This window comes from Acinetobacter sp. ANC_7553, assembly GCF_056779895.1.
Genome location: NZ_JBWYIV010000001.1, coordinates 303541 through 321160 on the forward strand (window position 1 = coordinate 303541; position 17620 = coordinate 321160).

Here is a 17620-nt window from a genome sequence, read left to right on the forward strand (position 1 = left end):
TGAATTAATTATGTAAATGATAATTATTTTCAATAATAAATAGCAATGAAAATATCAAAAAATCGTTTAAAATAGAAAATATCAAAACCTAAAATCAATTACATGTTTCTTAAATTAGCGACAATCGCACTCATTCCAGCTTTACTTGTGCAAGGTTACCAAGTCAAGAAAAATACACCTCGTTTAGCAGAAGCTTTGGGGGAAAGAAATGGTTTGGTTGGGAATGGTCCTCAAATATCAATTTTAATTTTAGGCGATTCAGCTGCTGCTGGTGTGGGTGTGCAATTTCAAGAAGATGCGTTAAGCGGAACATTATTACAGGAACTTAGAGATCATTTTCAAATTCGCTGGTCATTAATTGCAAAAACTGGAAATCGTACTTCAGATGTAATTCGAACTATACAGGCTATTAATGACGATCAGTTTGATATTGTAGTAACTTCGATAGGGGTCAATGATGTAACACAGCTCATCTCACCGCAAAAATGGATCTGCCTACAAGAACAATTATATTCACTGATCGCTGAGAAATTTTCACCCAAGCTCATTATCGCGACTGGAGTTCCACCGATGAATGAGTTTCCTGCATTACCAAATCCTTTAGCTTGGTTGTTTGGAAAATATGCCCATCAAATGAATGTTGAATTGGAAAATTGGATTGAACCACAACCAAAATTTGAATTGGTTAAATATGATTTGGATGAGTATAAACAACTCAATTTGAAGATGGCTGAGGATGGATTTCATCCAAGTAAAGAAATCTATCAGCTTTGGGCAAAAAAAATTAGTTCGATTATTCAAAATCACTTTAGATCGAAAAGTTAGACCGAAATTTGATATGACTGATATCGAAACACATCCACTTGAGCCATTTGTACCTCATCAAGCCAAATTGCTCATGCTTGGCAGTTTTCCTCCGCCGAAAGCAAGATGGAAAATGGATTTTTATTATCCGAATTTTCAAAATGATATGTGGAAAATATATGGGTTGATCTTTTTTCAAGACTCTCATTATTTTCTAGACCGTGAAAATAAACAATTCAAAGAGCAAATGCTGAAAGATTTTCTAAATGAGTTGGGCATTGCAATATTTGATACAGCCTATCAAGTACGGCGTTTGAAAGACAATGCCTCAGATCAATTTCTAGAAATCGTTACACCGACAGATATGTTTCTATTGCTTAAAAAAATTCCATATTGTCGAGATATTATGACCACAGGTGATAAAGCAACTGAGACCTTATTAAAGTCAATGAATGCATCTGTACACACTAAAGTTAAAATGGGTACAGTCGTGGATCTGCAATTTGATAACAAAGAAATCCGAATTCATCGTATGCCATCTTCTTCAAGAGCTTATCCTTTAGCTCTTGAAAAGAAAGCCGAATACTATCGTGAACTTTTCCAGTCAATTGGATTAATTTAACAACCTATTAAAGTCAATCGAGATGCTTATTACACATCATAATCTACATAATCCCACAAGTTTAAACGTGATTTAATTTCTTTACGAATATGTGGAAGCATATTGAGTAGAGTACCATCAATCCATAAAGATAATGCTTGAGCAGATAATTCTTGTCCTTCTTCATCAACTAAGCGAGCACCCTTAACAATCACAAGCGTTTGTTCTGAGCCAGAGGTTTCAATGCCTTTGAACAAAACTTGTAACTCATGACCATTGTCTAAAATTAACCAAGCCAATTCAATTTGAACATTATGGTTAGACTTTAAGGTGATAGAACCTTCAATTAGGTCTTCATCAGTAAGGCAATCATAATCAACACTGATTTTAGCTAAATACCATTCATGCTGAGATAAATCTTCAAGGGATAAAAAAGGCGTGAGTATGTCGTTCAGATTATACTGTCGACTAAGATCAAAAAATTGCATGGGAGTAGAGTAGAACCAAGGGTTCAAAAAATAAAACGTGAATAATAATGCAATTTATCCTGGTTGTACAAACCAGTCACAACAAAGAATTTACATCATCCATTCGATTGGGAGATAGGACAAAGACTTGAACATAAATCTCTGAAAACGAGTCGTTTCAGGGTCATGATCATGTATTAACTTTTCTTCACCTCGTTGTTCTTCCCATCTTAAGTTTTGATGTGCATCCAAATGTAGTTGATAGGCAACTTTGGGAAGATTTTCATTTAAAGATTGAGATATCTCTGTTTTAAAATCGGCTGACTCAATGATTAGTCCAAGTTCAGTATTCAAATACGCTGAACGTGGATCAAAATTGAATGTTCCAATAAAAACTTTATCATCTACAGTAAAAAATTTAGCATGAAGCCGCGACGCATTTTTTCCTTTCGCAGGAATAACATTACCCGTCATAATTTCATACCAAGTCCGATCAGACCGTTCAATATAAGGTTTAAACTCGTAAAGTTTTACATCTGACCTTAAGAGTGAGGTTCGATATTTTTGATAAAATGCATGAACAATCGGGACATCATTTGCCAAATATGAGTTTGTTAAAACTCGAACTTTGACATTCTGCTCACTCAATTGTTTGAGTAAAGACTCACCATGAACAGTAGGAACAAAATAGGCAGACACCAAGTTTATTTCTTGAGCAGGTTTCCCCATAATGGATTTGAACTGATTAAACAGCAGTTCATGAGATTGAGCTTTCGCTCTGATTTTATTGGGGCTGTCTGCAACAAAATGAGCTTTAGACCAGCGAATAGGATGTTTTTTTAAATTTTCTTCTAAAAAACGTTCTGCTTGATCAATACGTTTTTTAGTTTCAGCACCTTGAAAATTTTGCTTGGTTGAATAATACGATCTTAAATGCGCCAATTCTTTTTGAGACTCAGGAATTATTTGCTGAATATCATAACTCAGCTCATCATTCCAAAATTGGTGAAACACCGTGTTTGCAGCTGAAACTGATTGCCCTGCAAATAAAATATCCATATCCGCGAATTGAAAATTGTCACTGGCATCAAAATATTCATTACTGATATTACGCCCCCCAGTAACAGCAATCGCTCCGTCAGCAATAATCAGTTTGTTATGCATTCTATGATTGATTTTATTAAAGCGAAACACATAATCCAAAACTCTAAAGCTGCGAAATTTGTAGGGATTGAATAGCTTAATTTCGATATTGGGGTGTGCAGACAATGCACTTAAGGTCGAGTCTAATTGAGTGCCATTTTGATCATCAATTAACAGTCGAACCTTCACATTACGATCAGCTGCTTTAAGTAGGTCAGACAATAAATGCTGACCAATCACATCATTTTCCCAGATATAGTACTGTAAATCGATCGTATGTTGTGCTTCACGTATTAAATGAACACGTGAAGCCATACTCATAAAAGGATCATGAAGCGGTAAGAATGCAGTTAAACCTTGTTCAATATTGCGTTTTGTTTCTGGTGTATTGCTGAGCCAATGTGTGGTATGAGGTTGGATTGGGGCTTGTTTTATACTTGTATTCATCGCCAAATTACATCCAGTTAAAATAAAGAATGTGAGTAAACACAATATATATCGCAACATAAGCATCAAAGCTGTCGTTCCTAAATCTTATTGTTCAGTTGTATGGCTATAATATCATCAATCAAATAGTTGAATGTTTTTATCAAAAGCGGTTACTGTAACTTATCTGTTAAATCTTAATTTACAAAGGAAGTTTTCATCATGAAATCACGTGCAGCGGTGGCATTCGGTCCAGGTCAGCCATTACAAATTGTTGAATTAGATGTTGCTCCACCACAAGCTGGTGAAGTATTGGTGAAAATTACGCATACAGGTGTTTGTCATACTGATGCATTTACACTTTCTGGTGAAGACCCAGAGGGCGTATTCCCTGCGGTACTGGGTCACGAAGGTGCAGGTATTGTAGTTGAAGTTGGTGAAGGTGTAACCAGTGTAAAACCAGGTGATCATGTCATTCCACTTTATACTGCAGAATGTGGCGAATGTTTGTTCTGTAAATCAAATAAAACAAACTTATGTGTCTCTGTACGTGCCACTCAAGGTAAAGGTGTTATGCCTGATGGAACGACTCGATTCTCGTATAACGGCGAACCTATTTACCATTATATGGGATGTTCAACATTCAGTGAATACACAGTTGTTGCCGAAGTATCGTTAGCAAAAATTAATCCTGAAGCAAACCCTGAACACGTTTGTTTATTGGGTTGTGGCGTAACGACTGGTATTGGTGCGGTTCACAATACTGCTAAAGTACAGGAAGGTGACACTGTTGCTGTATTCGGTTTAGGTGGTATTGGTTTAGCAGTTGTTCAAGGTGCTAAACAAGCCAAAGCTGGCCGAATTATTGTAGTGGATACCAATCCAGAAAAATTTAAATTGGCTGAGCAGTTTGGTGCTACAGATTTCCTTAATCCTAAAGACTATGATCAACCTATTCAACAAGTCATTGTAAAGATGACTGGATGGGGTGTTGATCATTCATTTGAGTGTATCGGTAATACAAACGTAATGCGTTCAGCGCTTGAATGTGCACACCGTGGTTGGGGTCAATCTGTCATTATTGGTGTGGCTGGTGCAGGTCAAGAAATCTCAACTCGTCCATTCCAATTAGTGACTGGACGTAAATGGATGGGTACAGCATTTGGTGGGGTAAAAGGTCGTACTCAATTACCAAAAATGGTTGAAGATGCGATGAAGGGTGACATTCAATTAGAACCTTTCGTCACTCATACTATGGGTCTAGAAGACATTAATAAAGCCTTTGATTTAATGCACGAAGGTAAATCAATCCGTACTGTTGTACATTTTTAATTGAGCAATAAAAAACGGGCGATATGCCCGTTTTTTGTTTTTAAGCGGTAGCTTTCAAAACTTCTGCAATTGATTCAGCCACATAATCAATATTATTTAAGTTTAATCCTGCTGCGCACATACGACCACTACGGACTAAATAAATACCATATTTATCTTTCAGAATGTCCACTTGTTCACCAGTCAAACCTGTATAACTGAACATACCTTGTTGTTTCACTAGATAGCTAAAGTCACGTTCAGGTAGAGCCGCACTCAATTTAGAATTTAACAATTCACGCATTTTAATAATACGTTCACGCATTTCTTGTAATTCAGCTTGCCATTGAGCAGTTAGATCTGCGTTGTTTAACACGTTTTCAACCAACAATGCACCTGTGCTTGCTGGACTAGAATAAATACGGCGTACAGTTGCTTTTAATTGTCCAAGCACTTTTTGAGCAGTAGCTTGATCATCACAGACAAATGTTAAGCCGCCGACACGCTCACCATACAGTGAGAAGATTTTTGAGAATGAATTACTCACAATGAAATTCATATCTGATTTATCTAAAGCACGAATAAGGTATGCATCTTCTTCAAGACCTTTACCGAAACCTTGATAAGCGATGTCAAGGAATGGAATAAGATCATTCGTCTTAAGTACTTCGATCACTTGATCCCATTCTGCTGGCGTTAAATCTGCACCAGTTGGGTTATGGCAGCAAGGATGAAGCAAAACAATACTTTTTGCTTTTAGTGTTTTTAATTCCTCAAGCATTGCTGGAACGTTAACGCCATTTGTATCAGCATCAAAATAAGGATAGAAATGAGATTGGATACCAGCGCCATTAAAAATTGCGATATGGTTATCCCAAGTTGGCTGACTTACCCAGATATCTGACTCAGGGAAATATTTTTTCAAAAAATCAGCACCAACTTTAAGTGCACCTGAGCCACCAAGTGTTTGAATCGTGACAGCACGACCATCTTTACGCGCTTGACTATCAGGACCTAAAACTAATGCTTGAGTCGCTTCGTTATAAGATTTCAAACCATCCATTGGTAAATAAAGTTTAACTTTATCGTTGCTCGGTTCAATATTTTTGTACGCAGCTTTGACCGCATTTAACTGAGGTACAATACTGTCTTCGTTATAATATAGACCAATACTCAAATTCACTTTTTGAGTACGCTCATCTTTACTATATTCTTCCATAAGTGAAAGAATAGGGTCACCTGCATAAGCATCTACATGATGAAACATGGTCTAAATTTCCTAAAATGTTCAAAGTAAAAAGTTTAATCGGATAATATATATAATTTCCGCACGATCTCAAGATCGAATTACAGGACTAATTTTTATAAAACTCAATACTTTTACTTATAACCGAATTTTTTTGATTGTCTTTAATTTACTGAATTATATAAATAAAAATTAAACTAACACTAAAATACAAACTCTACTGTTAGAATTTGAATCACATTTTTAAAGCTATTTGAGTATATATATGCGACTAAATGCTGAGATCACCAAATCAAATGCGAATCCACGTCAACCTGCTCTTGTTCTGATTCATGGTCTTTTTGGTAGTTTATCGAACCTCGGCATGCTCGCGAGAGCATTTCAGGAAACGCATGATGTCATCCAAATTGATTTGCGTAATCACGGTTTATCACCTCATTCTAATCAAATGAGTTATCAACTCATGGCGCAAGATGTTGTAGAAACTTTAGATGATATGAATGTGCAACAATTTCACATCATTGGTCATTCGATGGGGGGGAAAGTTGCCATGCACTTAGCAAACCTTGTACCACATCGAGTAGTTAAGTTGATTGTACTTGATATGGCACCCGTCGCTTATCAAAAATCTCATCATGATCAAATTTTCAAAGCTTTAGAAGAAGTTCAAAAAGCTCAAGTTGTTTCAAGAAAGGAGGCAACCGAGTTGATGCAGAAATATATTAATGAAATTGGCGTTATTCAATTTCTGCTCAAATCTTTCCGCAATGGACAGTGGCTATTTAACTTAGATGCACTTAAACAACAATATTTTCAGATTTTGTCATGGGAACGTCTTAATCCACAATCGAATGAAACTTTGTTTTTAAAAGGAGAATTATCCGATTATATTAATCTGGAGCGCGATAATGATCTTATTCGGTTTCAATATCCTAAAGCTAAATTTGTGACGATTGATGGCACTGGACATTGGTTACATGCAGAAAAACCAAGTGAGGTTATCAAAAACATTAAAGATTTTTTATAATAAATTAATAATAAGTTTAGATTATTTTTATATTATTCGATACCTACTTAATATAAGTAGGTGTTTTTTTAATTAAAATCGGAATTATTTAATTCTAAGATGTAGAATTATCAAATAAATTCATTATTGTGTCGTATTTCATTATTTTTTATGCATTTTGTCTATTTAATATTCACAAGTTATAAAAATTATGTATCATGCAGAAATGGTATTTGTATTAATTTAATCCATTTAAGTGTTATTATTATCACGTATTTTAAAATTAATGATGTTTGATAATCATTATTAACGAAATTTAAATACTGATTAATTAAATTCTAAATTTTACGCTGATTTTTGTATTCGTCATTTTGATGGGTTGTTATTTTCGAATAGGTGAACTATGAGCATTCTGGATCTGAATAGAGCTGATCATTTACAGTCCAAAGCTGTGCCTTTGCATATAACACTGTCAGATGACTTTAAATTTGCACTCGATTTACTGCCCAATTTGATTTGGGTCAGTCACACCAACTCAGGGTATTGTAACCTCGCACTTAAACAATATATCGGTGCGGATACGCAAATCTTACGTGACGTAGACTGGCTTAAATTTGTTCATCCTGATGATGCTGAACATCTTTATCAGATTTGGAATGATGCTCAAAAAAACGGTCAGAAATTTGAAAAAGAGTGTCGTATAAAAAATAAATCAGGTGAATATTTTTGGTTCTTAATGCTTGCTGAACCTAAGGTGATTCAATCCAACCAGCAAAATTGGATGATAAGTTGCACAAATATCCATGATCGTACAATCAAAATGCGTGAAACTGCTGAGGCCTTACGTGCCAATACAGATATGCTCGATGTCAGCGTAGACTGTATAAAAATTATCACACCAGATGGCAAGCTTGAACACATGAACAAATCTGGATGCATGGCATTACTGGGTCAAGAGCGTGTTAAGAAATTTGGAATGGACTGGTTAACGCTGTTACCACCTGAAGTACGCGAACAGGGGGCAAAAGCGATTAAAACAGCAGCTCGAGGGAAGAATGCCCGTTTTGCGGGCATGAGCACACACGGCGATACTGTGATGTATTGGGATAATATTTTAACACCTGTGCATGATGAACAAGGAAATACGACCAGTATTCTCTGTGTATCACGTGATATTACCCGTCAACGTGTTGCCGAAGCTAAACTTAAAATCAGCAGTGAATATGATGATCTGACCGATCTGATGAATCGTCGTGCCTTCAAAAATAAATTAAAAACGGCGATTTCACAGGCAAATCGTGAGAAAACACTTATTGGTATGATGTTTATTGATCTCGATCATTTTAAAAACATTAACGATACTTTAGGTCATCCTGCTGGAGATCATCTACTTAAAGTCTTATCTAAACGTCTGCAAAAGAGTTTGGATCGCAAGTGTATTGTTTCACGTTTAGGTGGAGATGAATTTGCAATTATCGTGACAGGGATGACCTCAGAAGAAGAATTACATCAAACCACACAGAAAGTGCTTAAACAAAATATTGCCCCCATCACTTATGCAGGAAAAGTGATTAATAGTGGGATGAGTATTGGATGTGCCATTTATCCTAAAGATGCTCAAGATGTATTCGGATTGATGAAATGTGCGGATACCGCTTTAAATGATCTTAAAGAAAAAGGTCGTGGTGGGTATCGTATGTATGATAACGAAATGTTTGCACTTGCTGAAAAGAAGATGCAACAACTTGATACTGCTCGCTATATCATACAGGACAATTTAATCGAACCGTATTATCAACCTAAGGTTCGCTTAGATAACTGTCAGCTAATCGGATTTGAAGCTTTGATGCGTTGGCATGATGCACAGCAGCAACTTCATTATCCAGCTTCAATCTCAGAAGCGTTTAACGATTATGAGCTGGCCAGTAAAATCAGTGAAATCATGCATGAAAAGATTCTGAGTGACATGGCGGATTGGATGTCTAAGGGAGTTCAACTTGTACCGATCTCAATTAATGCCTCTCCAGTTGAATTCATGCGTGACAATTATGCAGAATTGTTGATTCAACGTTTAGAACGACATCAAATTCCTGCTCATTTAATCGAGGTTGAAATTACAGAACATATCCTGTCTGAGCGCGGAATAGAATTTGTGATTCGAGCACTGCAAAAGCTCAAAAACTATGGTCTTCGAATTTCATTGGATGATTTCGGAACCGGTCATTCTTCAATGACGCATTTAAGAGATTATCCTGTCGACTGTCTCAAGATTGATTACGCTTTTGTGAATCGAATGAATGAGGAGAAGTCAATCAATTCAATTGTAGAGGGCATTGCTAAGCTTGGACCTATTCTGTCATTGGATGTGATCGCTGAAGGCGTTGAAACATGCCAACAGCTCTTAAGTCTTCAGGATGTTGGCTGTGCATATGGTCAAGGCTTTTTATTTAGCCAAGCGATTTGTAAGTCTGAGGCTGAGCAACTGATGCTCAAACAAATATGCGCTATAAAAGATTGGCTTCCTATAGATAAGCAATAAACCATTGATATCTTTGAGTTATGACTGATATAACAATATTTTTTATATAAATTGCTTGTCAATCAGTCTATTTATGCGTATTTTACTTTTAAGGGTTATATTTTAGATAATTTGATGAAAACGACACACTTGATTACTAACGCTTATTATTATTTTTGGCAATTTAACATCTAGTTGCCTAGACGCGTTCGGGCAACAAAAATGTTGCCCATCAAGTTTATACCTGATTGGCAACACCAATCAGGTTTTTTTTCATCTCAACAAATATAGGAGCATCTCATGAAAACATTGAATACTTTTTATTTTAGCAACGGTTATTGGTTCTATTTTAGTCAAGAACAAAACCCAGCCAATAGACACCTCACGCTCAAATAAAAGATAGGGCAATTGCTGCCCAAAGGAATTCAAGATGAATGCAATTAATTCTCAGCTTATAACGACAGCTCAACATACTTTAGAAAAAAAATTAAGCTTACCATTAGAACTAAAATCAGCTTTACCTGTTAGTCCGATAGTTTCACTTCAGATTCGTCAACATCGCCAAACCATACAAGATATTTTAGCTGGTCATGATCCACGTTTATTGGTCATTACTGGTCCATGTTCGATTCATGATCCTAAAGCAACCCTCGAATACGCACAAAAATTAAAAAAACTGCAAGAACAAGTCAAAGATCAGATTTTCATCGTGATGCGTACTTATATTGAAAAACCCCGCACCACTGTAGGATGGAAAGGCTTTTTATATGATCCAGATTTAAATGGTTCAGCAGATATGCAAAAAGGACTTGAACAGTCTAGATCGCTCTTCATTCAAATTGCTGAAATGGGTTTGCCATTGGCTACAGAAATCTTAAGCCCAATGGCAACAGGATATTTTGATGATTTGATTTCATGGGGTGCGATTGGGGCGAGAACAAGCGAGTCGCAAATTCACCGCGAAATATCTAGCCATATGCCTTATAGCATTGGGTTCAAAAACGGTACAGATGGATCAATCCAAATTGCATTGGATGCGATTCAGTCCGCTTCACAGCCGCATCAATTTCTTGGTTTAAGCCAAGATGGTGGTCCAAGCATTTTATCTTCAAAGGGTAATCCGCACGCACATTTGATCTTACGTGGATCGAATCAGGGTACAAATTACCAATTCGCTGAAATTAAAAAGATTCAAGAAAACAATAACCATGTATTACCAGCTTTGATTATTGATTGTAGCCATGGGAACAGTGCTAAAAATCCATTGAATCAACCTGCTGTATTAAAGCAAATTGTGAATGAACGACCTCAAACACAAGTCCGTGGCGTCATGCTAGAAAGCTTTTTAGTCGATGGCAATCAGAAAATTTCTGATCACATGACTTACGGTCAATCAGTGACTGATGGATGCTTGGATTGGTTAAGTACAGAGCAATTGATTTTGGATGTTGCTCAACAACTCTCCTAATATAATTCGTAAAAAAGAACCCATGAAATATGGGTTCTTTTTTTGCCTTTAAGATTTGAATGTTTGTTTAAAGCATTAAATATTTGATGAAACAGCTGAAATAACCTTATATTTCTATTAGTATTTTAAGTATTTAATATTTATAACTTGGGGAAATTAATGTTCAGTAATGAATTACTTAGCGAAGCTCGGCAATTCATGTTCAGATTGCTTAAAAGCGTTTTTGACCATGAGGGATCAGATTTATTTATTTCAGCTGATTTTCCTCCAAGTATGAAACATCAAGGTTCAATGAAGCCTTTAAGTTCTCAAGTTTTGACTGCAGAAAAAACAAAACTATTCGCTTATAGCTTAATGAATGAAAAACAAAGAGCAGAATTCGAGAGTGAATTAGAATGTAATTTTGCCATTAATGTCCCAGATGTATCGCGCTTTCGCGTGAATGTTTTTCAACAGCAACTTAATGTAGGGATGGTCATTCGTACCATTACCTCTGAAATTCCAAACTTTGAAAAGTTGAAATTACCAGAAACATTGAAAGATGTGGTGATGGAAAAGCGAGGTTTAATTCTAGTGGTTGGTGGCACTGGATCGGGTAAATCTACCTCACTTGCTGCCATGATTGATTACCGTAATGAGAACTCAGCAGGGCACATCATTACTGTAGAAGATCCAGTTGAATACGTGCATAAACATAAAAAATCAATGGTCACTCACCGAGAAGTCGGAGTGGACTGTCACTCATGGCATAATGCGCTTAAAAACACACTTCGTCAGGCACCAGATGTAATTTTAATTGGCGAAATCCGTGATATGGAGACCATGGAGCATGCGATCGCTTTTGCAGAGACTGGTCATTTGTGCCTAGGCACGTTGCATTCTAATAATGCCAATCAAACCTTAGATCGAATTATCAACTTTTTCCCTGAAGAACGGCGTAATCAGTTGCTTATGGATCTTTCATCAAATATGAAAGCCATTATTTCTCAACGTTTAGTTCGAACTGAAGATGGTGTCGGACGTAGAGCTGCTGTAGAAGTCATGCTAAATACACCTTTAGTTTCGGATTTGATTTTGAAAGGTAACTTTCATGAGTTGAAAGAAATTATGACCAAGTCTCGAGAACTGGGGATGCAAACATTTGACCAAGCATTGTTTGATTTATATAACGAAAGTGCGATCAGTTATGATGAAGCCATTCGTAATGCTGACTCTAAAAATGAATTACGTCTACAAATTAAACTGAAAAGTACACGCATCCGAGAGAATGCTGAAACGTCTTCACAAACCTTCAGTATGTTTGATGAAGATGCAGAAAGCTAATTGAATAAAAAAAAAGCCTTCATCTGAAGGCTTTTTTTGGAAAAATTTTTAACTATCTAGACCGCTTTTACTTTAGTTTGAACAACGAAGCGGTAAAACAGCAAGCTTAATAGCGTCAATATTGCGCATAATATATATGCAATCGAATACTGATAGTGTGTGATCACAATCCCTAAAATAAAAGAACCTAATGCGATGCCAATGTCGTAAAAGGTGTAAAAAGTTGAACTCGCATGTCCAACACGTTCACGTGCTACAGCTTGAATGGCTTGCGTTTGAAGACATGGCTGAGCAGATCCAAAGCCTATACCAATAAAGACAGCAGATATCAATAATCCGGCAGCAGAATGAATTTGGCTTAGAATGAATAGCCCAATGCTAAAGCTCACAATCGCTGGATAGACAACGTAGGCAGGACCCTTGGAGTCATATAACTTTCCTGTGAAGGGTCTTAGGAGCATCATGGAAACTGCAAAAACAGCAAAAAATAAACTCGCATAGGTCAATAAATTTTTTGATTCAGCATATGTCGAGATAAAAGACATGATACTTGCATAAGAAAATGAGATGAGCATCGCCATCATCGCAACAGGTAAAGCTTTAATCTCAACAAAATCATGAAGACTAATTTTTGTTTTGCGCTTAAAAGTTTGAAATTGTGTCTGGATCGGAATCAAAAAGCAGAACAAATAACCAATAAAAACAATTGCAGCTAAAAGGGTAGCCACTGGAATATATCCCCATGGTTGAATGAGAATCAAGCCCAACATGGGTCCTAGTACAATGGCAAGATTGACTGACATGACAAAATAGCCCATGCCTTCACCTTTACGCTGATTTGGAATGAAGTCATTGACGATTGGTATCATGGCAGTGGTCAAAATACTAAACCAAATTCCTTGTAGTAACCGAATGACCAGTAATAGGGTTAGATTATCAGCAAAGATATAAGCGAAAGAGAGCAGTACAAAAAATGACTCAGAGATATAAAGTGCTTTTTTAAGCCCAATCTTCTCGATAATGAGACCGGTAAACGGTCGTATTGCGATCGATGAAGCTAGAAATAAAGTCAGTGCAAGCCCAGCTTGGGTAATATTACCATTTAAATCATTCAGAATATAAATTGGCAATATCGTTGTCTGAGCAAAATAAAAGATGAAAATAAATAAGTTATTAATTAGACACAGAATAAAAGATTTATTCCATAGATGCTCAGCATGTATAGAAGACATAGACAACCTTGAAATATTGAACCATTAAAAGCTTCAATCTGTGCCAAATAAAATTATTTTTGGTTTTGGTCAGCAATGAAGTAGGGAGAGAAGTTGAATTAATTATAATCAAATTACATGAAAATTACAGCAAAAAGTGAGCCATTCATCCGAAAATGTATAAATAAAAAACCAGTCCGTAGACTGGTCATAAATATTACAAACCTGATTCATAATCTGTATTTGAGAGAAGTTGTTCTACATCTGCCAAATTAGATGGTTTGATTTTGTAGATCCAGCCTTTGCCATAGGGATCATCATTTACAAAATCTGGATCATCTTCTAGATTTTCATTAATTTCTACAACTACACCACTTACAGGAGCATGAATATCAGAAGCTGTTTTCACAGACTCAACTACACCCGCTTGTTCACCAGCAGTCAATTCACGACCTACTTCAGGTGCTTCTACATAGACAAGATCACCCAATGCATCTTGTGCGTGATCTGAGATCCCAGTAACAACGAGATCACCTTCAATACGTACCCATTCGTGTGTGCGAGCATATTTAAGCTCTGAAGGATGATTCATCACGACTCCTCAATTCGATTTGAAAAATTTTCTTGTGTTATACAGTGTTTTATTTAAAAACGAAAGTTCTATAAATATGGATCTTTACGCCAACTGCTTGGACTTCGACCACTCCAACGTTTAAATGCACGACTGAAATTCGCAACATCTGAATAACCGAGTTCATCTGCGATTTGTTCAAGTGAATAGTCAGTACGTGACAGTAGGGAGGTTGCATGACGATATCGAACTTCATCCACTAAGGTTGAAAAAGAAGTTCCTTCTGCAGCCAACTGACGTTTCAGTGTACGATCAGACATATGCAGGCGATCTGCCACATTTTCAATACTTAAATAGTGCTGTTCAGAATGTGTCAAAATATCGCGAACACGCATTGAAATTCGACGGCGTTCTCCAAGCTCTGATAGTTCTGCTTCACACTGATTAATTGCAATTTGACTGGCAATCGGATCTGCGTTAACCATCTTCAAGCCTAAATAACTTTTATCGAAACTGGCAAGAAAATGAGTCTGGTCAAAATGAATAATCGTTTTAGGGTGTAGACGACTGATGTATTTGTCAAAGCCTTCAGGTTTAGGAAAGTCGAAATTAATTTCGCCATACAAATCATTTATGCCTGTCAGTGCTTTTGCCATGGTAATGACACCAAAAGTCAAAGCCATGACAATTTCAGTTCTCAGCGGTTCAAGATCAATATCACATTGTAACTGCAAAGAAACTTGTTCTGTAAATGTCGAAAAATGAAATTGCAGAAAAGGCATACGCAGTTGTATAAAGCGGTTGGCTAAAATAAGTGCATCAGTAATCTCATTCGAAGTCATAATGGCATAGCCAATAAAACCATGGATAGAAATCCGCATTTGGTTACCAAGATGATAACCAAGAGAACTTTCACCTGTCATTTTGCGCGCGAGAATAATCATCTCATTCGCTACATGGAGTGGAATTCTAAATTCAGGATCGGCAAGTTGCTCGTTGGTGAATCCAAAGGGAGCGAATAGCGACTCAGCACTATAACCCCAACGAGAAACAACATCTAAAAGTAAGAGTCCGTAAACACCTGGAATGCCTAAATCTGGGCGAACTGAAACTGTTTTCATGTGCGATCCATTGCTTTACACAATTTTTTTCATAATTTTTGGTGAAAATAATACTGACATAAATTCCAGATAGAAAATACCAATTTTGTCGGACAAATCTAGTGTGAAACCGATGTTTAAGCCTTAAAAACGACAATTTTTGTGGTTGAAATCAACAAAACATCACCATGCTGATTTTTTGTTTGTGTGACATAACTCACAATTCCACGATCTAGCTTTGTTTTTGAAGGATTGATAGCAACAATTTCAACTTCCACATGCAAACGATCACCTGCACGAGCTGGTTTTGGCCATCTTAAGCTTGACTCTGAACCGATAAGCCCCTTGGCAATTGGAAAACATTCAGTCCAGAGACGCATGGTAATGGCTGAAGTTTGCCAACCACTGGCTGCGATACCTTGAAAAATAGGATGATCTTTTGCAGCCTCTTCATCAGTATGAAAGACTTGAGGGTCATATTTTTGTGCAAATTCTTTAATTTCTTCGAGTGTTAACTCATATTCACGACTTTTAAACTGATCACCCACTTTTAAATCATCAAGATAAAGCATCTTCGTCTAATTCCTTGTCTTTCACTTTTTGTTCAACTAAAAATCCACCCGTTTGGCGTTGCCAAAGTTGGGCATAAATTCCATTCTGTTGGATCAGCTCATCGTGAGATCCTTGTTCTACGATATTTCCTTGATCCAAAACAATTAATCGATCCATTTGAGCGATTGTTGAAAGGCGGTGTGCAATTGCAATTACCGTTTTACCTTCCATCAGGTCATCAAGGCTTGCCTGAATCGCAGCCTCCACTTCTGAATCGAGTGCGCTGGTTGCTTCATCTAAAATCAAAATTGGAGCATCTTTTAGGAATACCCGTGCAATTGCTATACGCTGTCTTTGCCCACCAGATAATTTTACACCACGCTCACCTACATAAGCGTCATATCCTGTCTGACCACGTAGATCTGTAAGCTGTGGAATAAACTCTTCTGCTCGAGCTTTACGGACAGCTTCATACATTTCTTCATCAGTCGCTTCAGGTCGACCATATTTAATATTCTCAGCAACACTTCGATGCAGCAAAGAAGTATCCTGCGTCACGAGAGCAATGTTTTTTCTTAAACTATCTTGGGTGACTTCATCAATCGCTTGGCCATCGATATAAATTTTACCTTGTTGGGTTTGATAAAAATGAAGTAGTAGTTGGATCAGTGTCGATTTTCCAGCACCAGACCGACCGACAATTCCAATTTTTTCACCCGGTTTAATTTCTAAATTCAAGTGATTAATAACATTTTTTTGATTATATGCAAAGCTCACATTATCAAATTTAATCGCACCAGAGCGTACCTCGAGTGGCAGTGCAGCTTCTTTGTCTTGAATTGCTATTGGTTTGGCTAGCGTGGTCATCCCATCTTGGATGGTACCAATATTTTCAAATAAGGCTGAAGTTTGCCACATCATAAAAGAAGCCATACTATTCAGCTTTAAAATCATGGCTGTCGTTGCGGCGATCACACCGATGTTTGCTTCACCAATAAACCAAAGCCAAACTGCTGTACCTAAAACGCCAAAGAATAAAATTGCGGTCAGTAGATTAATGCTAATTTCATAAGCAGTTCCCAGACGCATCTGGGTATACACCGTCTTCATAAAAAGTTGCATAGACTCTTTGGCATATTGGCTTTCACGACCAGCATGTGCAAACAATTTTACTGTTTGTATATTTGTATAAGCATCAGTCACACGACCAGTCATCACCGCGCGTGCATCAGCCTGCTTTTTTGAAATTTTTCCAAGTCGCGGGATAAAGAAGGATGCCGCGCCAATGAATAAAATCAACCATGCCATCAGGGGAATAAGGAGAAGAGGGGAGACGTTTCCTAAAACCACACTGATGGTAATAAAATAAATCACCACATAAGTAACGATATCCCCCAAAATTACCCAAAATTCACGAACTGCAAGTGAAGTTTGCATGACTTTAGCTGACAATCGACCTGCAAAATCATTGTGAAAAAAGTCTAAACCTTGAAGAAGTAATAAGTTGTGAAAACGCCAACGCAAGCGCATTGGAAAGCTACTGAATAAAATCTGATGCCTTATGATTGATTGCAAACTTGCAAAGAAAATATTAGCAAGTAGAAAACCAGACAAAATCATCAGATTTGTTTGGTTATTTTCGAGAAAATTTTGAGGCGTCGATGCGGACAACCAATCAACTAAATGACCAATTTGAGAGAAGAAAATAGCTTCAAATGAAGCTGTTGCTGCAGTAAATAACACCAACACCAAGAGATAGCGCTTAACTCCTGATGCTGCTTGCCAAACAAATGGAAAAAATTTCTTCGGCAAGGGCTGATTTAAATCTTTGGATGGATATGGATCAACGAGTCTTTCAAACCACTGCAGCATA

The 17620-nt window shown here is 37.0% G+C and carries 15 protein-coding genes; 7 read left to right on the top strand and 8 right to left on the bottom strand.

Features of this window, described 5'->3' with window-relative positions; all coding sequences use genetic code 11:
- Window positions 1–102: 102 nt before the first annotated feature.
- Together AC1M9I_RS01545 and AC1M9I_RS01550 are read left to right on the top strand one after the other, a co-directional pair.
- Window positions 103–825 carry an SGNH/GDSL hydrolase family protein gene (locus tag AC1M9I_RS01545; RefSeq protein WP_481594633.1) on the top strand — a complete coding sequence of 241 codons (723 nt, stop codon included), beginning with the start codon at window positions 103–105 and terminating at the stop codon, window positions 823–825.
- A 13-nt stretch (window positions 826–838) separates the two neighbouring features.
- Complete coding sequence (locus tag AC1M9I_RS01550; RefSeq protein WP_481610593.1) at window positions 839–1426, top strand: uracil-DNA glycosylase family protein; 588 nt, start codon at window positions 839–841, stop codon at window positions 1424–1426.
- Between the two features lie 29 nt (window positions 1427–1455).
- Here AC1M9I_RS01550 and AC1M9I_RS01555 read toward each other — a convergent pair whose 3' ends face one another.
- Window positions 1456–1893, bottom strand: a complete 438-nt coding sequence (locus AC1M9I_RS01555; protein ID WP_481610594.1) for a hypothetical protein — start codon at window positions 1891–1893, stop codon at window positions 1456–1458.
- A 90-nt stretch (window positions 1894–1983) separates the two neighbouring features.
- Window positions 1984–3528, bottom strand: a complete 1545-nt coding sequence (locus AC1M9I_RS01560) for a phospholipase D family protein (protein WP_481610595.1) — start codon at window positions 3526–3528, stop codon at window positions 1984–1986.
- A 135-nt stretch (window positions 3529–3663) separates the two neighbouring features.
- On the opposite strand from AC1M9I_RS01560, the gene AC1M9I_RS01565 reads away from it, so the two are divergent.
- On the top strand, window positions 3664–4773 hold the full coding sequence (locus AC1M9I_RS01565) for an S-(hydroxymethyl)glutathione dehydrogenase/class III alcohol dehydrogenase (RefSeq protein WP_481594636.1): 1110 nt from the start codon (window positions 3664–3666) through the stop codon (window positions 4771–4773).
- A gap of 40 nt (window positions 4774–4813) precedes the next feature.
- Here the strand turns inward: AC1M9I_RS01565 and AC1M9I_RS01570 are convergent, their stop codons facing one another.
- Window positions 4814–6019, bottom strand: a complete 1206-nt coding sequence (locus AC1M9I_RS01570; protein WP_481594637.1) for an amino acid aminotransferase — start codon at window positions 6017–6019, stop codon at window positions 4814–4816.
- A gap of 244 nt (window positions 6020–6263) precedes the next feature.
- On the opposite strand from AC1M9I_RS01570, the gene AC1M9I_RS01575 reads away from it, so the two are divergent.
- From AC1M9I_RS01575 to AC1M9I_RS01590, 4 genes are all read left to right on the top strand, one after another.
- Window positions 6264–7025: an alpha/beta fold hydrolase gene (locus AC1M9I_RS01575; protein ID WP_481594638.1), complete on the top strand. Its 762-nt coding sequence runs from the start codon at window positions 6264–6266 to the stop codon at window positions 7023–7025.
- A gap of 382 nt (window positions 7026–7407) precedes the next feature.
- Window positions 7408–9543 carry a sensor domain-containing protein gene (locus tag AC1M9I_RS01580; protein WP_481594639.1) on the top strand — a complete coding sequence of 712 codons (2136 nt, stop codon included), beginning with the start codon at window positions 7408–7410 and terminating at the stop codon, window positions 9541–9543.
- Between the two features lie 409 nt (window positions 9544–9952).
- Window positions 9953–10990, top strand: a complete 1038-nt coding sequence (locus AC1M9I_RS01585) for a 3-deoxy-7-phosphoheptulonate synthase (protein ID WP_481592589.1) — start codon at window positions 9953–9955, stop codon at window positions 10988–10990.
- A 159-nt stretch (window positions 10991–11149) separates the two neighbouring features.
- Window positions 11150–12313 (top strand): PilT/PilU family type 4a pilus ATPase, encoded by a 1164-nt coding sequence (locus tag AC1M9I_RS01590; RefSeq protein ID WP_481610596.1) that lies wholly within the window; start codon window positions 11150–11152, stop codon window positions 12311–12313.
- 56 nt (window positions 12314–12369) lie between these two features.
- On the opposite strand, the gene AC1M9I_RS01595 is transcribed toward AC1M9I_RS01590, so the two are convergent.
- The 5 genes from AC1M9I_RS01595 to AC1M9I_RS01615 all read right to left on the bottom strand — a co-directional run bounded on the left by AC1M9I_RS01595 (window position 12370) and on the right by AC1M9I_RS01615 (window position 17619).
- Window positions 12370–13545, bottom strand: coding sequence for an MFS transporter (locus AC1M9I_RS01595; protein ID WP_481594641.1), 1176 nt, complete (start codon window positions 13543–13545; stop codon window positions 12370–12372).
- A 196-nt stretch (window positions 13546–13741) separates the two neighbouring features.
- Window positions 13742–14116, bottom strand: coding sequence for a glycine cleavage system protein GcvH (gene gcvH / locus AC1M9I_RS01600; protein ID WP_035267502.1), 375 nt, complete (start codon window positions 14114–14116; stop codon window positions 13742–13744).
- A gap of 68 nt (window positions 14117–14184) precedes the next feature.
- Window positions 14185–15216, bottom strand: a complete 1032-nt coding sequence (locus AC1M9I_RS01605) for an AraC family transcriptional regulator (protein ID WP_179997980.1) — start codon at window positions 15214–15216, stop codon at window positions 14185–14187.
- Between the two features lie 116 nt (window positions 15217–15332).
- Window positions 15333–15767: a MaoC family dehydratase gene (locus AC1M9I_RS01610; protein ID WP_035267505.1), complete on the bottom strand. Its 435-nt coding sequence runs from the start codon at window positions 15765–15767 to the stop codon at window positions 15333–15335.
- Complete coding sequence (locus tag AC1M9I_RS01615; protein WP_481594644.1) at window positions 15754–17619, bottom strand: ABC transporter ATP-binding protein; 1866 nt, start codon at window positions 17617–17619, stop codon at window positions 15754–15756. The genes AC1M9I_RS01610 and AC1M9I_RS01615 overlap by 14 nt, the downstream gene beginning before the upstream one ends.
- Window position 17620 lies beyond the last annotated feature (1 nt).